General features: G+C 71.9%; 16 protein-coding genes and 1 riboswitch. Of the genes, 7 read left to right on the forward strand and 9 right to left on the reverse strand.

Features of this window, described 5'->3' with window-relative positions:
- Positions 1–3 precede the first annotated feature (3 nt).
- Positions 4–402, reverse strand: coding sequence for a DUF3775 domain-containing protein (locus tag MMSR116_RS21735; protein ID WP_010687214.1), 399 nt, complete (start codon positions 400–402; stop codon positions 4–6).
- A 337-nt stretch (positions 403–739) separates the two neighbouring features.
- On the opposite strand from MMSR116_RS21735, the gene MMSR116_RS21740 reads away from it, so the two are divergent.
- Together MMSR116_RS21740 and MMSR116_RS21745 are read left to right on the forward strand one after the other, a co-directional pair.
- A complete protein-coding gene (locus MMSR116_RS21740) occupies positions 740–2,185 on the forward strand; it encodes a hypothetical protein (RefSeq protein ID WP_010687213.1) in 1,446 nt (481 codons plus the stop codon).
- A 59-nt stretch (positions 2,186–2,244) separates the two neighbouring features.
- Entirely contained in the window at positions 2,245–3,567 is a 1,323-nt protein-coding gene (locus MMSR116_RS21745; protein ID WP_039894833.1) for an HlyC/CorC family transporter, read from the forward strand.
- Between the two features lie 194 nt (positions 3,568–3,761).
- On the opposite strand, the gene MMSR116_RS21750 is transcribed toward MMSR116_RS21745, so the two are convergent.
- Positions 3,762–5,150: an aminotransferase gene (locus MMSR116_RS21750; RefSeq protein ID WP_010687211.1), complete on the reverse strand. Its 1,389-nt coding sequence runs from the start codon at positions 5,148–5,150 to the stop codon at positions 3,762–3,764.
- 124 nt (positions 5,151–5,274) lie between these two features.
- On the opposite strand from MMSR116_RS21750, the gene MMSR116_RS21755 reads away from it, so the two are divergent.
- Positions 5,275–5,808: a hypothetical protein gene (locus tag MMSR116_RS21755; RefSeq protein ID WP_010687210.1), complete on the forward strand. Its 534-nt coding sequence runs from the start codon at positions 5,275–5,277 to the stop codon at positions 5,806–5,808.
- Between the two features lie 55 nt (positions 5,809–5,863).
- Here the strand turns inward: MMSR116_RS21755 and MMSR116_RS21760 are convergent, their stop codons facing one another.
- Positions 5,864–6,124 (reverse strand): DUF6894 family protein, encoded by a 261-nt coding sequence (locus MMSR116_RS21760; RefSeq protein WP_010687209.1) that lies wholly within the window; start codon positions 6,122–6,124, stop codon positions 5,864–5,866.
- Between the two features lie 248 nt (positions 6,125–6,372).
- On the opposite strand from MMSR116_RS21760, the gene MMSR116_RS21765 reads away from it, so the two are divergent.
- A complete protein-coding gene (locus MMSR116_RS21765) occupies positions 6,373–6,861 on the forward strand; it encodes a glutathione peroxidase (RefSeq protein ID WP_010687208.1) in 489 nt (162 codons plus the stop codon).
- Between the two features lie 28 nt (positions 6,862–6,889).
- Here MMSR116_RS21765 and MMSR116_RS21770 read toward each other — a convergent pair whose 3' ends face one another.
- From MMSR116_RS21770 to MMSR116_RS21785, 4 genes are all read right to left on the reverse strand, one after another.
- Positions 6,890–7,210, reverse strand: coding sequence for a hypothetical protein (locus MMSR116_RS21770; protein WP_039894831.1), 321 nt, complete (start codon positions 7,208–7,210; stop codon positions 6,890–6,892).
- A gap of 136 nt (positions 7,211–7,346) precedes the next feature.
- On the reverse strand, positions 7,347–8,138 hold the full coding sequence (locus MMSR116_RS21775; RefSeq protein ID WP_010687206.1) for an ATP12 family chaperone protein: 792 nt from the start codon (positions 8,136–8,138) through the stop codon (positions 7,347–7,349).
- A gap of 45 nt (positions 8,139–8,183) precedes the next feature.
- The gene (locus MMSR116_RS21780; protein WP_010687205.1) at positions 8,184–8,849 is read right to left on the reverse strand and encodes an HAD-IA family hydrolase; all 666 of its coding nucleotides are present in this window, start codon (positions 8,847–8,849) and stop codon (positions 8,184–8,186) included.
- Between the two features lie 58 nt (positions 8,850–8,907).
- Entirely contained in the window at positions 8,908–9,291 is a 384-nt protein-coding gene (locus tag MMSR116_RS21785) for a hypothetical protein (RefSeq protein WP_010687204.1), read from the reverse strand.
- Positions 9,292–9,481: 190 nt separating this feature from the next.
- Between MMSR116_RS21785 and MMSR116_RS21790 the strand changes: the two genes are divergently transcribed.
- The gene (locus MMSR116_RS21790) at positions 9,482–10,195 is read left to right on the forward strand and encodes an alpha/beta fold hydrolase (protein WP_010687203.1); all 714 of its coding nucleotides are present in this window, start codon (positions 9,482–9,484) and stop codon (positions 10,193–10,195) included.
- Here MMSR116_RS21790 and MMSR116_RS21795 read toward each other — a convergent pair.
- Positions 10,162–11,562, reverse strand: a complete 1,401-nt coding sequence (locus MMSR116_RS21795) for an RluA family pseudouridine synthase (RefSeq protein ID WP_158169095.1) — start codon at positions 11,560–11,562, stop codon at positions 10,162–10,164. The genes MMSR116_RS21790 and MMSR116_RS21795 overlap by 34 nt on opposite strands.
- A gap of 142 nt (positions 11,563–11,704) precedes the next feature.
- Entirely contained in the window at positions 11,705–12,172 is a 468-nt protein-coding gene (locus MMSR116_RS21800) for an NUDIX hydrolase (protein WP_010686390.1), read from the reverse strand.
- Between the two features lie 104 nt (positions 12,173–12,276).
- Positions 12,277–12,469: riboswitch (cobalamin riboswitch) on the forward strand.
- A 285-nt stretch (positions 12,470–12,754) separates the two neighbouring features.
- Between MMSR116_RS21800 and MMSR116_RS21805 the strand changes: the two genes are divergently transcribed.
- A complete protein-coding gene (locus tag MMSR116_RS21805) occupies positions 12,755–14,938 on the forward strand; it encodes a TonB-dependent receptor (RefSeq protein WP_010686389.1) in 2,184 nt (727 codons plus the stop codon).
- Complete coding sequence (locus MMSR116_RS21810) at positions 14,932–16,401, forward strand: hypothetical protein (protein WP_010686388.1); 1,470 nt, start codon at positions 14,932–14,934, stop codon at positions 16,399–16,401. The genes MMSR116_RS21805 and MMSR116_RS21810 overlap by 7 nt, the downstream gene beginning before the upstream one ends.
- Positions 16,402–16,409: the final 8 nt, after the last annotated feature.

Here is a 16,409-nt window from a genome sequence, read left to right on the forward strand (position 1 = left end):
GGGTCAGGCCTGCGGCAGTTCGGGGCTGAGCCCGAGGGCGTCGAGACCCTCCTCCAGGAGATCGCCGGCGATCGGGGACCCCAGCAGGGTCGGCACCACACCCTCGCCGGCGGCCTCGCGCTCGCGGGCGAAGCGCACCGCCTCACCCCACTCCTCCGGCTCCATGTCCCCGCGGCCGACGTAGAACAGGGCCAGCAGCTCCGCGCGGGAATCGTCGTCGAGCCCGGCGATCATGCCGCGGACCTCCGACTCGGTGGCGTCGTCGGTGCCGGAGATCAGTACGTCGGTCGCGCCGTCGTCGATCGGGTTGGAGCCCGAATCCGGATCGGTGTTGCCCTCCTTCACCTCGATCGCGCGCAGCCGCATGACGATGTCGGTGACGGTTTCGACGGCGATATCCATGCGCTGATCTCCGGACGCTGACAGGGGCGGACCCGCGGGGCCCTCAAGCCGCGACAACGGACGAGCGGGCGCCGGGTTCGCCCCATCCTCAAGAACGCGCGCCGTGGACTGCCTGCGTGATCCGTGCCCCTTTCCGGCCTGTCGACCCTGCGTTACAGGCTGCGAGACTTTCCCGACACCCGGATCAACGCTGGCGATAGACGTGGTTTCTCTGAAGACTGCCAGGACATCGCCCGCCGATACCGTCGTTGCCCGGACCAGAGACTGCCAGTCCGGGCGCGCTGCCTGGGCGCGGTCCGGCGCCGTCGGGCTCAGCGCCCTTCTCGCCACAGCGTTGGTGTGGCCAGGGCTGGTGGAGGCCCGGCCGGCCGGCTTCGAGGGCAGTGCGCCGAGCTGTTTCGTCACCGGTGGCGGAGATCTTGAGATCTGCCGCGAGGGATCCGAGGCCGAGGGCGTGCTGATCTCGCCCGCGTCCTGCGCCTTCGTGCGCGGTGTTCAGATCCTGCGGCTTCCCCGCTCCGAGGCCCCCGGTCCCCTGCAGGCGGTGTTTCAGGGACAGACTCCAATCGCGGCCCGACGCGGCGAGGAAGCCTGCCCGGAGCGGCGCGCGACGGACAGCCGGGACGGAGGCGCCCTTCGCACCGGTCGCACCTTCGAGGCCCTGGCCACGACGCTCCCGCCGTCGGCGGACCGATTCTGGGTTGAACTGCCGGAGGAACGGGCGCGCAGGCGGGGCTGGTCTGAGCCGACGCCGTCCGCCGAGGGGATCGGCCCCCGCGACCCGATCGCGGTGGCGGGCCGCGACTGGGCGGGGGAGGCCTACAGCTACGTCTTCCTCCTCGGCCAGGAGCGCGTCGGCGTGACCGGCGCGGAGGAGCCGGAGACTGAGGGCCGCCGCCGACGCGGGCGCCGACGGACCGAGCGGGACGGCCCGATCGAAGGGGTCGCCGACGTCCGGCGCCGCGTCCAGATCGAGGCGCGCACCCTCGACTTCCAGAGCTTCGAGATCCGGACGCGTACCGCCGATGGATACGGGCTCGCCTGGACGCCGTTCGATGCCGGCGCCGGTCGGGGACGCAGCGAGCCGCCGACGCCCGCCGCGGTGATCGATGAGGCCGGCAAGCCGGTGGCCTCGGCCTGCACGGCGCCGGCCTTCGAGACGCACGGGCTGGCCGGCTCCATCAGCATCGTCGATCGCACGTATCACTACGTCTACACCGACGTGATCCCCGAGGATTGCGGCCTCCCCCCAGAGAAGCGCCGCACCGCGCTCTACCTGCGGACCGCCCAGGATCTCGCCGGCCCGAAGGTCTGGTCGGTCGCCAGGAAGCTCGCCGGGCCGCTGCCGCCCGGCAGCCTCGTCCGGGTGGCGCGGGCCAAGGGCATGCAGCGCTGGGCGGTCTCCTACACCTGCCAGAGGCCGGCCAACGCGCCGGGCGGGCCGGTGGCGGATATCTGCCTGCAATACACGGCCGACATGAGCCTCGACGGGATCGGCGCCCTCAAGCTGTACGCCGATCCGGTGGAGGCGGGGCGCTCGCCGGCCTATCTCGGCCTGCGCTCCGGCGGCGACGGCAGCGGCCGCTACGACCGGAGCGCCCATTTCTGGATGACGGACGCGCAGGGCAACCTGGACACGCCCGCCATCTATCCGGGCAAGGCCGGTTTCCTGACTTGGCTCGACCGGCTCGCCCCGACCGCCTCCGGACGCGACGCGTCGAGCCTCTACGGCCGGCCGGTCTACTGGGCGACGTGGACGGTGCGCCGGATCGGCGCGCAATAAGCTGCGGGACCCGCTATATGGGCGGCCGACCCGCCGCTCGAGGGCCCCTGACGGAACCGATGGACACCCATATCGACCTGTGGTTCGCCGCGAGCATCGTGGTGATCTCGCTGCTGCTCTCGGCCTTCTTCGCGGGGGCCGAGACCGCCTTCACGGCGGCCTCGCGGGCGCGGATGCACGCCCTGGAGCAGGCGGGCGATCCCCGGGCCGCGATCGTGAACCGCATTCTGGCGATCCGCGAGCGCTTCATCGGCGCCATGCTGATCGGCTACAACATCGTGGCGATCGGCGCCTCGGCTTTCACCACCAGCGTGCTCACGGCGCTCTTCGGCAAGAGCGGCGTGATCTACGCCACCGTCGGCATGTCGGTGCTGGTCATCGTCTTCGCCGAGGTGCTGCCGAAGACGCTGGCCATCTCCAAGCCGGATCAGGCCGCGCTCCTCACCGCCCGGCCGGTGGCCTTCGCGGTGGCGCTCATGGGGCCGCTGGCCCTCGCCATCGAGCACGTCGTCCGGCTGATGCTGAAGCCATTCGGCATCACCATCGGCGAGCACCAGTCGATCCTCACCGCAGCCGACGAGCTGCGCGGGCAGGTGGCGCTGCTGCATCGAGAGGGCGGCGTCGCCAAGGCCGAGCGCGACATGCTGGGCGGCCTCCTCGACCTGTCGGAGCTGACCGTCTCCGACGTGATGGTCCACCGCACCAAGATGCGGGCGATCGACGCCGACCAGCCCTCCGAGGACATCGTGCGCGCGGTGCTGTCCTCGCCCTACACCCGGATGCCCCTGTGGCGCGGGACGCCGGAAAACATCGTCGGCGTGCTCCACGCCAAGGACCTGCTGCGGGCCCTCGACGCCGCGGGAGGCGACGCGTCCGGCCTCAAGGTCGAGGCTCTGGCGCTGGAGACGTGGTTCGTGCCCGGCACGACGTCGCTGCGGGCCCAGCTCAAGGCCTTCCTGACCAAGAAGACCCACTTCGCCCTCGTGGTCGACGAGTACGGCGAGGTGATGGGCCTCGTCACCCTGGAGGACATCCTGGAGGAGATCGTCGGCGACATCGCCGACGAGCACGACGTCACGGTCTCCGGCGTGCGGCCGCAGGGCGACGGCTCGGTCAACGTCGACGGCGGCGTGCCGATCCGCGACCTGAACCGGGCGATGGACTGGAACCTGCCCGACGAGGAGGCGACCACCATCGCGGGCCTCGTCATCCACGAGGCCCGCACCATTCCCGACCAGGGGACGGCCTTCAACTTCTACGGGTTCCGCTTCCAGGTGCTGCGGAAGGCCAAGAACCGGATCACGACGCTCCGAATCACGCCGCTGACACCGACCGGTGTCCAGGCAAGTGCGCAGCCGGAGGCGCAACGCGGGGCGGTTTGAACCGTCGCCGCGTCGGACCTGCGGACGCGGTCCCGTCCGAGGGAACGGGCGGGCGCCACGTCAGCGGCACTGGTTGATCCAGATGGACGCTTCGCCACCTCCCGTGCCCCTTCCCGGACCACCGTCCACTTCCGTTCCGGGCGTCCGGGAGAGGGGTCGCGTTCAGGTACCCGGAACGGCGCAGGACCCGGACGTCACTCCGGCATCGCCTCTAGCCCCTCGGCGCGGATCCAGTCTCGTGTCCGGTCCAGCGCCCGGCCGAGCCGGTCGAACAGGTCGTCGATCTCGTCCGGCGTGATGATCAGCGGCGGGCAGACCGCCACCCGGTCGCCGGCCAGCGCCCGGACGATCAGGCCCTCTCCTTGCGCGAAGGCGACGCAACGCGCCGCCACACCGGCCTTTGGATCGTATTGCCGCTTGCTGGCCTTGTCGGCGACGATCTCGAGGCCGCCGATCAGCCCGATGCCGCCAGCCTCGCCCACGATGGCGTGGTCGGCGAGCGCCGAGAGCCGGCGCTGGAAATGGGGCGCCTTCTCGGCCGCGCCCTCGATGATGCGGTCACGCCGGTAGATCTCGATCGCCTTCAGCGCCACTGCGGCGGCCACCGGGTGCCCGGAATAGGTGGTGCCGTGGCCGAAAGTGCCGATCTTCTCGCTCTGGCCGACAAGCGCGTCGTACATCGGCGCGTCGATGCTGACGCCGCCGAGCGGCATGTAGGCGGAGGTGAGGGCCTTGGCGAAGGAGATGGAGTCCGGCCGGACGCCCAGGGCCTCGCTGCCGAACCACGTGCCGAGCCGGCCGAAGCCGCAGATCACCTCGTCGGCGATCAGGCGTACGTCGTACTTCGCCAGCACCGCCTGGACCGCCGCGAAGTAGCCGCGCGGCGGCACGATCGCTCCGCCCGCCCCCATGACGGGCTCGGCGATGAAGGCCGCCACCGTTTCAGGCCCCTCGCGCAGGATCGTCTCCTCCAGCTCGGCGGCGAGGCGGGCGGAATACGCCTCCTCGCTCTCACCGGCCTCGGCCCCCCGGTAGTGGTGTGCGGGGGAGACGTGCAGGAACCCCGGCAGCGGCAGGTCCCAATCGGCGTGATTCGCCGCGAGCCCGGTCATCGAGGCGCTCGCCACCGTGACGCCATGGTAGCCTTTCTGGCGGGCGATGATCTTCTTCTTATGCGGGCGGCCGAGGGCATTGTTGTAATACCAAGTCAACTTGACCTGGGTGTCGTTCGCCTCAGACCCTGACGACGTGAAGAAGATCTTCGAGGTCGGGACCGGCATCAGCTCCTTGAGCGTCTCGGCCAGCTCGATCCCCGGATCGTGGCTGCGGCCGGAGAACAGGTGGGTGAACGGCAGGCGCGCCATCTGCGCCTGTGCGGCTTCGACCAGCTCCGCGTTCGAGTAGCCCAGGGCCGTGCACCAGAGCCCCGACATGCCCTCGATGTAGGACCGCCCCTCCGTGTCGTAGACGTGGACGCCGGCACCGCGCTCCAGCACCAGCGGGCCGACCTGCCGGTGCGTCGACAGGTTGGTGTAGGGGTGGAGCAGGGTTTCGACGTCACGGGTCGCGAGATTTGAGAGCATCGGTCGCAAGGTCCTCAAGCCGCTTGGATCCGCCGCCACACTACCGACCTGATGCACCGGCAGGTAGCCCGGCGGATCCGCGTCCGGCCACAGCCGGATGCATGCCGCACGCGCCATACGCCCCATGCTCAGCCCCGAAGCCTTCGTCGCCCACCCCGCTCCCGGCCGCGCCTGCGGCGCCTGCACGCTGTGCTGCAAGGTCTACGACGTGCCGGCGGTGGAGAGCGTCGCGGGCCAATGGTGTCGCCACACGCGGGCCGGGCAGGGCTGCGCCATCCACGCCACCCGCCCCGACCATTGCCGGGCGTTCCACTGCCTCTGGATGACGGAGGGCTGGCTCGGGCCGGAATGGAAGCCCGACCGCGCCAAGATGGTGCTCAGCCTCGATCCCGTGACCCGCAACATGAATGTGCAGGTCGATCCCGGCCAAGCGAACGCGTGGCGGCGCGAACCCTATTACGGGCAGCTGAAGCGCTGGGCTGCGGCCTCGGCCCCGCTGCGGCGGCACGTGCTGGTCCACGTGAACAAGACCACCACGATGGTCCTGCCCGACCGCGACGTCAGCCTCGGCGTGGTCTCGCCCGGCGAGCGCATCGTCACCCGCGACCGCATGACCCCGCAGGGCCCGAGCTTCGACGTGGAGAAAGTTCCCGCCTGACGCGGGCGCCCGGGCAATCGTCCGGGCACGCGGCCTGCCGGCTTGCGGACCTGCTTCAGCGTTCCGCCGCGATGCTTCTCCGCATCACCGGCGATTCGACCACCAGGAAGGTCATCTGGAACAGGATCAGGCCGGTCTGGTCGGTGACCTCGATGCGCCAATCCTCGCCGAGGGCGATCCGGTGTGCGTCGTGCTTCAGGATGTCGCCGGCGAGACGGATGGCCTCCAGCCGGGCTGACTGCCAGTCCGGCAACTCGGTCCCGTCCGGGTCGAGTTCGGAGTGGCCGTCGTGCACATGGAAGTAGAAGCGCGGCATGCACGCACCCCGGTCAGGTCCAGGCGGGGGGTACGGCCAACCCTCACTCGCGGCCGTGCCGAGGGTCGTCGCCGCGATTGACGGGTGCATAGGCCAAGCGTGTGGCCCCAGCTATAAACCACATTAAAATCCAAGGGCGAACGGGCTGCGGCATGTGCTGCGGCCTGTCACGCCTCGCGGCGGGCGGCACCCCCGGGAATGACGCATCGGATCTTGCAGCCGCGGCCGCTTTGGCCGAGTGGTCGAGCATGACAAGCGTCCACGATTTCACCGTCGCCGCCGCCGATGGAAGCTCCTACCCTCTGGCACAGCACCGCGGCCGCGTGCTGCTCATGGTCAACACGGCCTCGCGGTGCGGCTTCACCCCGCAATACGAGGGGTTGGAAGCCCTCTGGCGTCGCCACCGGGATGCCGGCCTGACAGTCCTGGGGTTCCCGTGCAATCAGTTCGGCGCCCAGGAACCGGGTGACGCCGCGGAGATCGAGCGCTTCTGCTCGCTGCGCTACGACGTGACCTTCCCGGTGCTCGGCAAGATTGCCGTGAACGGCCCCGGGGCCGACCCGCTCTACGATTATCTCACCCGGGCCCGACCCGGGCTGCTCGGCCTGCGGGCGGTGAAGTGGAACTTCACGAAATTCCTGGTGGACCGCGACGGTCGGGTCATCGCGCGCTTCGCCCCGGCGACCAAGCCCGCGGCGCTGGAGGCGAAGATCGGAGCCGCCCTGTCCGCGGGATAAGCGCCTGCCGGATGCGCGGCAGGGCTCCTCAGGCGTCCAGATCTGCCGCCGCGAGCGCACGCGCGCCTGAGCCTCTACCGGCACGGCCGCGCGCCCGCAGCACCGTCCGCAGAGAGACCACCGGGACGGGGCGCACGGCATCGCGCAGTATACCGACGAGGAAGCGACCCTCCGCGATCTTGCGCAAGGTTGACATCGAGGCAGCGCCGGCCTTCGCGCGATCTTCGAGATCCGACAATGCCTCAAATAGCGCCTGACGCTCGTCTTGCACGTCGGAAGACTGGTTCTGCGCGATCAGCGCGGCCAGCTCATCCTCGAAACCGCAGCGGTCGAACTGATTGGTGCTCATGCTCGATCCGAACACAGGACAGAGCGTCCTTAAGTCAGTCCTCGTGCAGAGTCAGCCGGCGCGGCGCCTGTTTTTCCCGCAGCGCGGCGATGTTGCGCGATTGCATCTGCAAACGGGGCCCGCGCGAGGCGGCGGCTCAGCCGGGCACCCGCACGAACGCAGCGGCGGCGTCGAACTCCGCGCGGCGGGCCGCGAGGCGCGCCTCGGCCTCGGCGTCCCGGCCCCAGACCTCGGCTTGGTAGGTTTCGTCGACATGCGCCGCCGCCCAGGCCTCCGCGGGGGTCAGGCGGCCTCGCAGGACCGCCAGCGCGATCAGCAGCGAGCCGCTGAGCGTCGTCAGGGTGTGCAGACCTGCCAGGGCGAACGGATCCGTCACCGCCGCCACGGCTTCGGAGAGGGCTCGCACCGTGTCGGGCGGCTGCTCCACATGCATCACGCCCTGGCTCAGGATCACCCGCGCGCCGAGTTCGTCCCGGGCCCAGGCGAGGACCGGGTCCCACGCGGCGGCCTGCGCCGCCACGAGCCGCTCCGGGTCGCCGGCCCGGTAGGCCACCAGATCCGTGCCGGCGTAGGCGCACAGGTCTGCCACGACCGCCGCCTGCCGGGGCGCCACGCCGTCGATCGCCGTGTTGGCGAGGCGGGTCAGCGGCATGCGGGCCGGGTCGATCGCCGCGTCCTGTGCCGCCCACTCGGCCGCGACCGCCTGAGCCAGGACCCGGTTCGGAAGCCGCAGCGGATTGCGGGCCGGCGTGTTGGCCGGGCGCCCGTCCAGGGTCAGGCGGAAGCCGTCGGGATCCTCGGCGAACCCTGCCTCCGTGTAGAACCGGCGGGGGAGGGCGGGCTTGGCATGGCCGCGGGCTGCCCGCACCGGATCGGGCTGCTCGCCGTCGCCCGGTCGCCCGAGCCAGTCAGTCGTCTCATCGCTCATGACCGCGAGATAGGCGTTCTCCGGCCGCCGCGCGAGCCTCCCGTGTCACCGCACCACTTCGGTCCCGCCGAGAAGCCGCTCCTCGAGCGCAGCGGCGCTGGGAACCACCGTCACGGCACCGGCCCCGTAGAGCGCCTCGGGCGGGTGGTAGCCCCAGGCCACCCCCACCGAGGTAGCGCCGGCCGCGACGCCCATGGCGATGTCGAAGGTCGTATCGCCGACCATCACGGTCGCCCCCGGCTCGCTGCCGGCCTCGTCCATGGCCTGACGCAGCATGGTGGGATCCGGCTTGGACGGCGCGTCGTCGGCGCTCTGCGTGGTGGCGAACCAGTCCGTCCAGCCGTAATGCGCGATCAGCCGGTCGACACCCCGCCGCGACTTGCCGGTGGCTAGGCCGATCAGCACGTCCTCCCGGGCATGCAGCGTGGCGAGAAGCTCGGCCATGCCGGGGAAGAGGGGCTCCTCGTGCGCCGGATCGAGCCGCAGGCGGTTGTAGGCCTGCTTGTAGCTCTCGGAGAGTTCCGCGATCGGGCCGTCCTCGCCGACAAGGCGACGGAAGGCCTGCGGCAGGGAGAGGCCGACCACCGACAGCGCCTCCCGCCGCTCCGGGGGCCGCAGGCCGTTCTCCGCGAAGGCGACCCCCTGTGCCGCCACGATGAGATGCTGGCTGTCGACAAGGGTGCCGTCGACGTCGAAGACGACGAGCCTCATCGCGGGCGGTGCGCCAACCCGCATCCCCGTCGTGCGGCCACGCGGGTGTCGGGGCGCCTCACGGCTTCCGGCCCGGCTGCGTCGGCTGGCCGACGGCGGCCGGCTGGCCGGCTTGGCTGCGGGTCCGCTCGTAGCCGAGCCGGCAGCGGATCAGGAAGCGCCGCCGCTTGCCCCCGCGCAGGCCGCGCTGATGGGAGGCCCGGTTGCAAGCCGCGTAGGACCGCCGCCGGCGCTCGGCGCGGCCGCTCGCGGCGGCCCTGGGCGCAGCCTGGGTCGGCGCCGTCGCTTCGCCGGGTGTGCCGGCCGGCTGCGGCGACCCGGCTTCGGCGGGTGCCGCCGGATGCGCGGGCGCGGCCGGTTTCGGAGCGTCACCCGGCGCGGCATGCGCGGACGGCCCGATGAGGCACAGGGCGGCGAGGCAGGCCAGCATCGCGAGCTTCATGCGTCAGGATCTCGAACCGTCCGGAATCGCCCTTCGGGGTGGGAAGGGTGCAGGGCAGCATATGAGGCGCCGCAACCGGTTGCCAAGGCGTGTAGGACGCCAGACCCTTGGATCCGGGGAAACACCTCGTTAAGACACCGCGCCGCGACGGTCGGCGCTGACGTGAATTTGACGGAGTTCGGTTCTGGGCATGAACCTCGTGCTGCTTCCCGGTTTCATGACCGGCCCGGAACTATGGACCGACATGGCCCCGCGGCTCGCGCCGGTCGGTCCCATCACGCATGGCGATCTCACGCAGGACGCCACGATCCACGATATGGCGCTCCGCGTCCTGGCAGACGCCCCGGACCGGTTCGCCCTCGTGGGCTTCTCGATGGGCGGCTACGTGGCCCGGGCCGTCACAGTCCACGCGCCGGAGCGCGTGCAGGCCCTCGTCCTGATCGCGACCTCGGCGCGGGCCGACACCCGCGCGCAGGCGGCGCGGAAGGCGATCGCCGTCACCCATGTCCGCGAGCAGGGTTTCGGCGGCCTCAGCCGGGGCGCGATCGTCCAGTCGGTGCATCCGGACCGGGCCGGCGACGCGGCTCTCCTCGCGCGCATCCGGCACATGGGCGACGAACTCGGCGGTGAGGTCTTCCTGCGTCAGGCCGGAGAGGCACGCACCGGCGACCTCGACCGGCTCGGCGCGATCCGGTGCCCGACTCTGGTGGTTGCCGCGGCGCAGGACGCCCTGCGCAGCGTCGACGAGGCGCGGGAGATCTGGGATCGCATCCCGGGCGCGACCCTGACGGTGATCGACGGGTCGGGCCACATGCTGCCGCTTGAAGCCCCCGACGCCCTCGCCGACGCGATCGTGCCCTGGCTCCTGGCTCAGGCTTCGGGCGCCTCGACAATCGGGTCGTAGCGGGCGGCGTCGAAGCCCAGAAGGTTCCAGCTCTGGGCCATGTGGGGCGGGAGCGGCGCGCTCACGTCGACCGGCTTGCCGGTGCGCGGATGCGGGATGACGATCCGCCGGGCGAGGAGGTGGAGGCGGTTCTGGATGCCGCCCGGCAGCTCCCAGTTCTCGACAGAGAAGTATTTCGGGTCGCCCACGATCGGGTGGCCGATATGGGCCGCGTGGGCGCGCAGCTGGTGCGTGCGGCCGGTGACCGGCTTGAACGACAGCCAGGACAGCTTCTGGGCGGCCTGATCGACCATGGCGTAGTAGGTCAGCGCGTGGCTCGCGCCCTCGTCGCCGTGCTTGGCGACCCGCATCCGCGCGTCGGCGTCGGTGGGCTCCTCCTTGGCGAGGTAGGTGGAGACGCGTCCCTGCCGGACCCGCGGCACGCCCGCGGTGAGCGCCCAGTAGATCTTCCGCGCCGCCCGCGACCGGAAGCTCTTGGCCAGCGTCGCGGCGGCGAGCCGGGTCTTGGCGATGATCAGGCAGCCGGCCGTGTCCTTGTCCAGCCGGTGGACGAGGCGCGGCTTCTGGCCGTCCGGACCCGTGAGGGCGGCGAGCAGGCCGTCGACGTGCCGGACCGTCCCCGACCCGCCCTGGACCGCGAGGCCGAAGGGCTTGTTGAGGATCATCATGTCGGCGTCCTCGTAGAGGATCAGCGACCGGATGAAGGCGGCGTCGTCCTGCTCCCGGGCGGCGCTGCGCGGCCGCTCGGTGGGCTGGTCGAGGCGCAGCGGCGGCACGCGCACGCTCATGCCCGGCTCCAGCCGGTCGTTCGGCTTGGCGCGCTTGCCGTCGACCCGCAATTCGCCCTTGCGGACGATGGTCTGCACGCGGGTGAAGGGCAGGAGCGGGAAGCGGGCGGTGAGGAAGCGGTCGATCCGCATCCCGGCCTCGTCCGGCTCGACGGTCAGGGTCTGCACGCCGGAGGCGAGGGTCGCGGAGGCGGCGGCGCGCTGCTCGCGCCGGGTCGGACCGGGCGCGGGGGCAGAGGCGAGGGCCGGGGAGGGGGCCGCCGAGCGCTTGGCCGGCGGCCGGCCGCCGGGCTTGCCCGCCGCGGCGTCGCGCGGTGCGGCCGCCCGTCGCGGGCGGCTTCGGCGGCCGGCCGGCGCCGGGGCCGCAGCGGCCTGCGCGCCCCAGGGATCGCGCGCGCCGGCATCCTCGCCGCGGTTGCGGGCCGCGCGCTCGGCGGCGTCGCGGGCGCTGGTGCGCGGGCCCGTGCGGGCGCGGCCGTCGGCCTGGGCCTTGCCGCCCCTGAACTTGCTGGGGCTGGACTTGCCGGCCTGAGGCTTGCGCCCCGTCGGCCCGCCGCTTCTGGGAGGTCGTGTCGTCATGCTTCCGCCGGCACCCGTCTCCGCGTCGGACGGAGCGTCCGGGCGCATGGGCCGCGGCGTCGCGGACGTCCGGACCGATGGGATTGCCCGGCTGTAGCATCGCCCGCGCCGAGCGGCAAAGGCGGTGGGGCAGCCCGGTCCGTCAGGTCTCCGCGCGCCACGCGTCGCGGAGGCGGTCCTTCAGGCCGGCGGGGAAGAGGTCGGGACCGCCCGGCACGTCGAGCCCGTCCAGATCCCACCACCGCGCCATGCAGGCAGTGCCGGAATCCTCGTGGAAGACGAAGCGCTCCTGCCCGTCGAACCGTCCCGGCGGCAGGGCGACGGGGAACAGGAACAGCACCTCGTGCCCGACCTGCCCCTCGTGCGTGAAGATGTTCTCCATGACGCGGGGGCCGCCGAGCACCGAAACGGTGACGCCGAGCTCCTCCTGGAACTCCCGGATCAGGGCGCCCTCGACCCGCTCGCCGAACGCGACGCTGCCGCCGAGGGGCCGGACGCCTTTCAGCCGCCCGTCATCCGCGCGGACCTCCGCCACGAGCAGGCTGTTGCCGCGCCGGGGCAGACCCAGCGCTTTGACGCGAATCTCCGCAGGGGGCCGCCAGACCGTCATCCCGCACGGGCTAGCCCGTCGTCGGCGAGGCCGCAACGGCCCGGTGCCCCGCGCGCCGATCCACGGCAACAACCGGACACACGGTTGACGGCCCGCCCCGCTACGGCCAAGCTGTGCGCGACGGTTCCCCTCGGGGATCAAAAGGGAACGCTGTGAGGGGTTCGCCCCGAAGCCGCGGCTGCCCCCGCAACTGTAAGCGGCGAGCCCTTCACCACCACGTCACTGGGTCACCCCGGGAAGACGGTGCGAGGGCGGCGACCCGCGAGCCAGGAGACCTGCCGTCAGCCGTGGTCACACGCGAAACGCGCCGGGCGGGGTGTCCTGGCGGGTGTCGAGGCGACGCCAGTCCCGAGGGGAGGCGGCCGCCGAGGCCTCGTTCGCGGTGACGTGCCACAGCAAGCGCGCCCGCGACGCCGTTCCCCATGCCCGTCTCCGCCGTCCCGAACCCCTCGAGCCCTGTCGCAGGACGCCGTCGCGCGCCCGCACAGGCAGAGGCTACCAGACAGCGAGCGCATTGTAATGTTATTACAATGCTTGTAGGACGCGGGGGCCGGCGCGCGCCGCGCACGGACCGCTTTCCCCATGTCTCCATCGACCCATCGCTCCTGCCTCGGCGGGCGGGCCCCGCTCTGCGGCGTTCTCCTCGCGCTCCTCGCCAGTCCGGCCGCCGCACAGGAGGTGGTCACGCTGGATGAGCTGTCGGTCGCGGGCGCGGGCGGCGACCCGAGCCGCCTCCCGCCGAACGGGCTCAACCTGCGCACGCCTGACCGGACCGCGAGCCGCCTCGGCCTGACGCCGCTGGAGACGCCGGCCAGCCTCGACATCGTGTCGGGCGAGACCGCGCGGCTGCGCGGCCAGGACACGATCGCCGAGGCCGTGACCCAGGACGCGACCGGCATCACCACCATCGCGGCGCCCGGCAACGGCAACGGCGCGTTCACGTCCCGCGGCTTCGCCGGCCCGAACTCGATCCAGCAGCTCTACGACGGCACGCGCTTCTACGTCGGCGCCAACACCGTGACCTTCCCGTTCGACACGTGGAACGTCGAGCGGATCGAGGTGCTGCGCGGGCCGTCCTCGGTGCTCTACGGCGACGGCGCCATCGGCGGCGTCATCAACGTGGTGCCCAAGAAGCCGGTCTTCGTGCCGATCAACGCCGCCCGCGCGGTGATCGGCACCGACGGGGTCGCGCGGCTCGCCCTCGATTCCGGCGGCCCGCTGGGCCAGGCTGAGTACGGCGACACCTTCGCGTACCGCCTCAACGTCAGCGGCAACCGCGCCGACGGCTGGATGCGGCCGGAGGGCGATTTCCGCAACCTCGCGGTCTCCGCCGCCCTGCTGTTCCGGCCGAGCGCCGACCTCGCCTTCACCCTGAGCCACGATCTCGGCTACCAGGAGCCCGCCCGCTACTGGGGCACCCCGCTGGTCGAGGGACGGATCCCGGATCTCATCCGGTTCAACAACTACAACGTCCGCGACGCGAAGATCACCTGGGCCGACAACTGGACCCAGCTCAAGACCGAGTGGTCCCCCTCGGCCGACATCACGATCCGCAACACCGCCTACCGGCTGACCAGCCGGCGCCACTGGCTCGACGTCGAGCAGTACAGCTACAACCGCGGCACCGGGCTCGTGGACCGGGGCGACTACCTGGAGATCTACCACAGTCAGGAGCAGGTCGGAGACCGTCTCGACGCGACGTTCCGAGGCGACCTATTCGGCCTGCGCAACCAGTTCGTGGCCGGTTTCGACGTGAATCACATCGACTTCCGCCACACAAACAACTTCTACTTCGACCAGACCACGAGCGTGCCGCTTACCGGCTACGATCCGGGCCTCTTCCCGCAGAACGGCCGGGCGCGCCCGGCCTACGCGACGCAGACGAGCCAGGCCTCTGTCTTCGCCGAGGACCGGGTGATCCTGTCGGACAAGCTCTCGTTCCTCACGGGCGTGCGCCTCGACGTGCCGACGCTGAACCGCGAGGACCTGCAGACGGGATCGCGGTTCGAGAAGACCTATCGGGCGCTCGGCTACCGGTTCGGCCTCGTCTACAACCCGACGCCGGACAGCGCGCTCTACGCCCAGTACAGCTTCGCCACCGACCCGGTGAACAGCCTGATCACGCTGTCGCAGTCGCTGGCGGGCTTCAAGCTCGCGACCGGCGATCAGGTCGAGATCGGCGCCAAGGGGCTGGCCTTCGACGGCGCCCTCGAATGGACCGTCGCGGGCTACCGGATCGTCAAGGACAACCTGATCTCGGCGATCCCCGGCCAGCCGACGCTGTCCACGCAGGTGGGGAGCCAGTCCTCGCAGGGCTTCGAGCTGGCGCTTGGCTGGCGCTTCGCGCCGGGCTGGCGGCTCGACGGCAACCTCGCGCTCCTCCACGCGCAGTACGACCGGTTCGACCAGACGGTGAACGGCGCCACGGTCTCGTATGCCGGCAACCAGCCGATCGACGTGCCCGAGCGCGTGGCCAATCTCTGGCTGACCTGGGACGTCACCCGCGACTGGACCGCGCGGGTCGGGCTGCAGAATGTCGGGCAGGTCTACAGCGACTTCGGCAACACGGCGCGGCGCCCAGCCTACAACCTCGTCAACGTGGTCCTCGACCATCAGGTCACGGCGGAGTCGCGCCTGTCCGTGCGGGTCTACAACCTGTTCGACAAGGTCTACGCGATCTCGGGCAACGCCGTTAACGGGGTCGGGACCAACTGGCTGCTCGGGCGCCCGCGCTCGGTCGAGGTCGCCTACACGGTGACGTGGTGAGCCTGCCGCGCCGGCTCGGCAAGGCGGGACGGCGCTGGCTGCTCCTGTTCCACCGCTGGGCCGGGATCGCCGCGGGGCTGTTCTTCGCGCTGTGGATCGGCTCCGGGCTGGTGATGCTCTACGTGCCGTTCCCGGCGCTCACCGAGGCCGAGCGGCTGTCACGGCTCGGCCCGATCGCCTGGGACCAGGTTACGGTCGCGCCGGACGCGGCGCTGCGGGCCGCCGGCCTCAGCGGCGTGCCGGCCGCCTTCGGCCTGGAGATGCGGGGCGGGGAGGCCGTCTACCGGATCGCCGACCGCGACGGCGCCCGGGCCACGGTCTCGGCGCGGACCGGCGCGCGGCTCGGGCCGGTGACGCCCGAAGACGCGCTGCGTCTCGCGGCCGATGGGATGCCGGACGCGCGCGTCGCGCCGGTCGAGCGCGACCAGTGGACCGTCACGGCCCGGTACGACCCGCTCCGCCCCTTCCTGAAGGTCGCCCTCGGCGACCCGGCGGGGACCGAGCTCTACGTCTCGCGGGTCACCGGCGCGATCGCCCTCGACACGACCCGGTCGGAGCGGGCCTGGAACTGGGTCGGCGCCGTGACGCACTGGATCTACCTCACGCCGCTGCGCGCCCGGGCGGAGCTGTGGCGGACGGTCCTGCTGTGGCTGTCGGGCCTCGCCGCCCTGGGGGCGCTGACCGGGCTGGCGATCGGGATCTGGCGCCTGCGCCTCCGGAGGCGCTACGCGGGCGGGGCCGTCACGCCCTATCGCGGGCTCGCCCGCTGGCACCACCTGTTCGGCCTCGCCGGCGGGATCGGGCTCAGCACCTTCATCCTCAGCGGCTGGATCTCGATGAACCCGAACCGCTGGTTCGCGTCGACCGCGGCGCCCGCCGCCATCCGCACCACCTATGCAGGACAGCCACAGGGCCTCGGCCTCACCGCCGAGGCCCTGCGCGGCTTCGCCGGGCCCAAGATCCGGGCGCTGCGCTTCGTCGCCCTTGGCGGCTCGTGGTGGATCATCGCCGACGGCCCGGCCGGCGCTTCGGCGCGGCGCGCGGATGACGGCGCGGCGCTCGACGCGGCCGCGATCGCGCGGGCCGCCGGCCCGGCGCTGCCCTGCGGCCTGCGGGCGGTCGCGGAGATGACCGCCTACGACCTCTACTGGTATCCGCACGGCTCCGATCCGCGGCCGCTCCCGGTGCTCCGGCTGCGGTTCGGCGACCCGGACGCCACCTGGCTCCACGTCGATCCCCGGGACGGGACCATCGTCCAGCGCCTGGACCGCTCGGGCCGGATCAACCGCTGGCTGTTCGACGCGGCGCACCGCCTCGACCTGCCCGGTCTGACCGGCAGCCGCCCGCTCCACGACGCGGCCCAGTGGATCCTGAACCTCCTGGCCGCCGGGATCGCCGTCACGGGGATCGTCGCGGGCTGGCGCAGGCTGCGCCGCGGCCTGCCGGTCCCGAAACCTCGATGACCGACGCG

Origin of the sequence: Methylobacterium mesophilicum SR1.6/6 (assembly GCF_000364445.2) — a bacterium.
In the GTDB taxonomy this organism is placed as follows: domain Bacteria; phylum Pseudomonadota; class Alphaproteobacteria; order Rhizobiales; family Beijerinckiaceae; genus Methylobacterium; species Methylobacterium mesophilicum_A.

Excerpts from the sequence above, each read along its gene's own strand:
- MMSR116_RS21735 (WP_010687214.1), bottom strand. The coding sequence starts at position 402 with ATGGATATCGCCGTCGAAACCGTCACCGACATCGTCATGCGGCTGCGC.
- MMSR116_RS21745 (WP_039894833.1), top strand. The coding sequence starts at position 2,245 with ATGGACACCCATATCGACCTGTGGTTCGCCGCGAGCATCGTGGTGATC.
- MMSR116_RS21750 (WP_010687211.1), bottom strand. The coding sequence starts at position 5,150 with ATGCTCTCAAATCTCGCGACCCGTGACGTCGAAACCCTGCTCCACCCC.
- MMSR116_RS21755 (WP_010687210.1), top strand. The coding sequence starts at position 5,275 with ATGCTCAGCCCCGAAGCCTTCGTCGCCCACCCCGCTCCCGGCCGCGCC.
- MMSR116_RS21760 (WP_010687209.1), bottom strand. The coding sequence starts at position 6,124 with ATGCCGCGCTTCTACTTCCATGTGCACGACGGCCACTCCGAACTCGAC.
- MMSR116_RS21765 (WP_010687208.1), top strand. The coding sequence starts at position 6,373 with ATGACAAGCGTCCACGATTTCACCGTCGCCGCCGCCGATGGAAGCTCC.
- MMSR116_RS21770 (WP_039894831.1), bottom strand. The coding sequence starts at position 7,210 with ATGAGCACCAATCAGTTCGACCGCTGCGGTTTCGAGGATGAGCTGGCC.
- MMSR116_RS21775 (WP_010687206.1), bottom strand. The coding sequence starts at position 8,138 with ATGAGCGATGAGACGACTGACTGGCTCGGGCGACCGGGCGACGGCGAG.
- MMSR116_RS21780 (WP_010687205.1), bottom strand. The coding sequence starts at position 8,849 with ATGAGGCTCGTCGTCTTCGACGTCGACGGCACCCTTGTCGACAGCCAG.
- MMSR116_RS21785 (WP_010687204.1), bottom strand. The coding sequence starts at position 9,291 with ATGAAGCTCGCGATGCTGGCCTGCCTCGCCGCCCTGTGCCTCATCGGG.
- MMSR116_RS21790 (WP_010687203.1), top strand. The coding sequence starts at position 9,482 with ATGAACCTCGTGCTGCTTCCCGGTTTCATGACCGGCCCGGAACTATGG.
- MMSR116_RS21795 (WP_158169095.1), bottom strand. The coding sequence starts at position 11,562 with ATGACGACACGACCTCCCAGAAGCGGCGGGCCGACGGGGCGCAAGCCT.
- MMSR116_RS21800 (WP_010686390.1), bottom strand. The coding sequence starts at position 12,172 with ATGACGGTCTGGCGGCCCCCTGCGGAGATTCGCGTCAAAGCGCTGGGT.
- MMSR116_RS21805 (WP_010686389.1), top strand. The coding sequence starts at position 12,755 with ATGTCTCCATCGACCCATCGCTCCTGCCTCGGCGGGCGGGCCCCGCTC.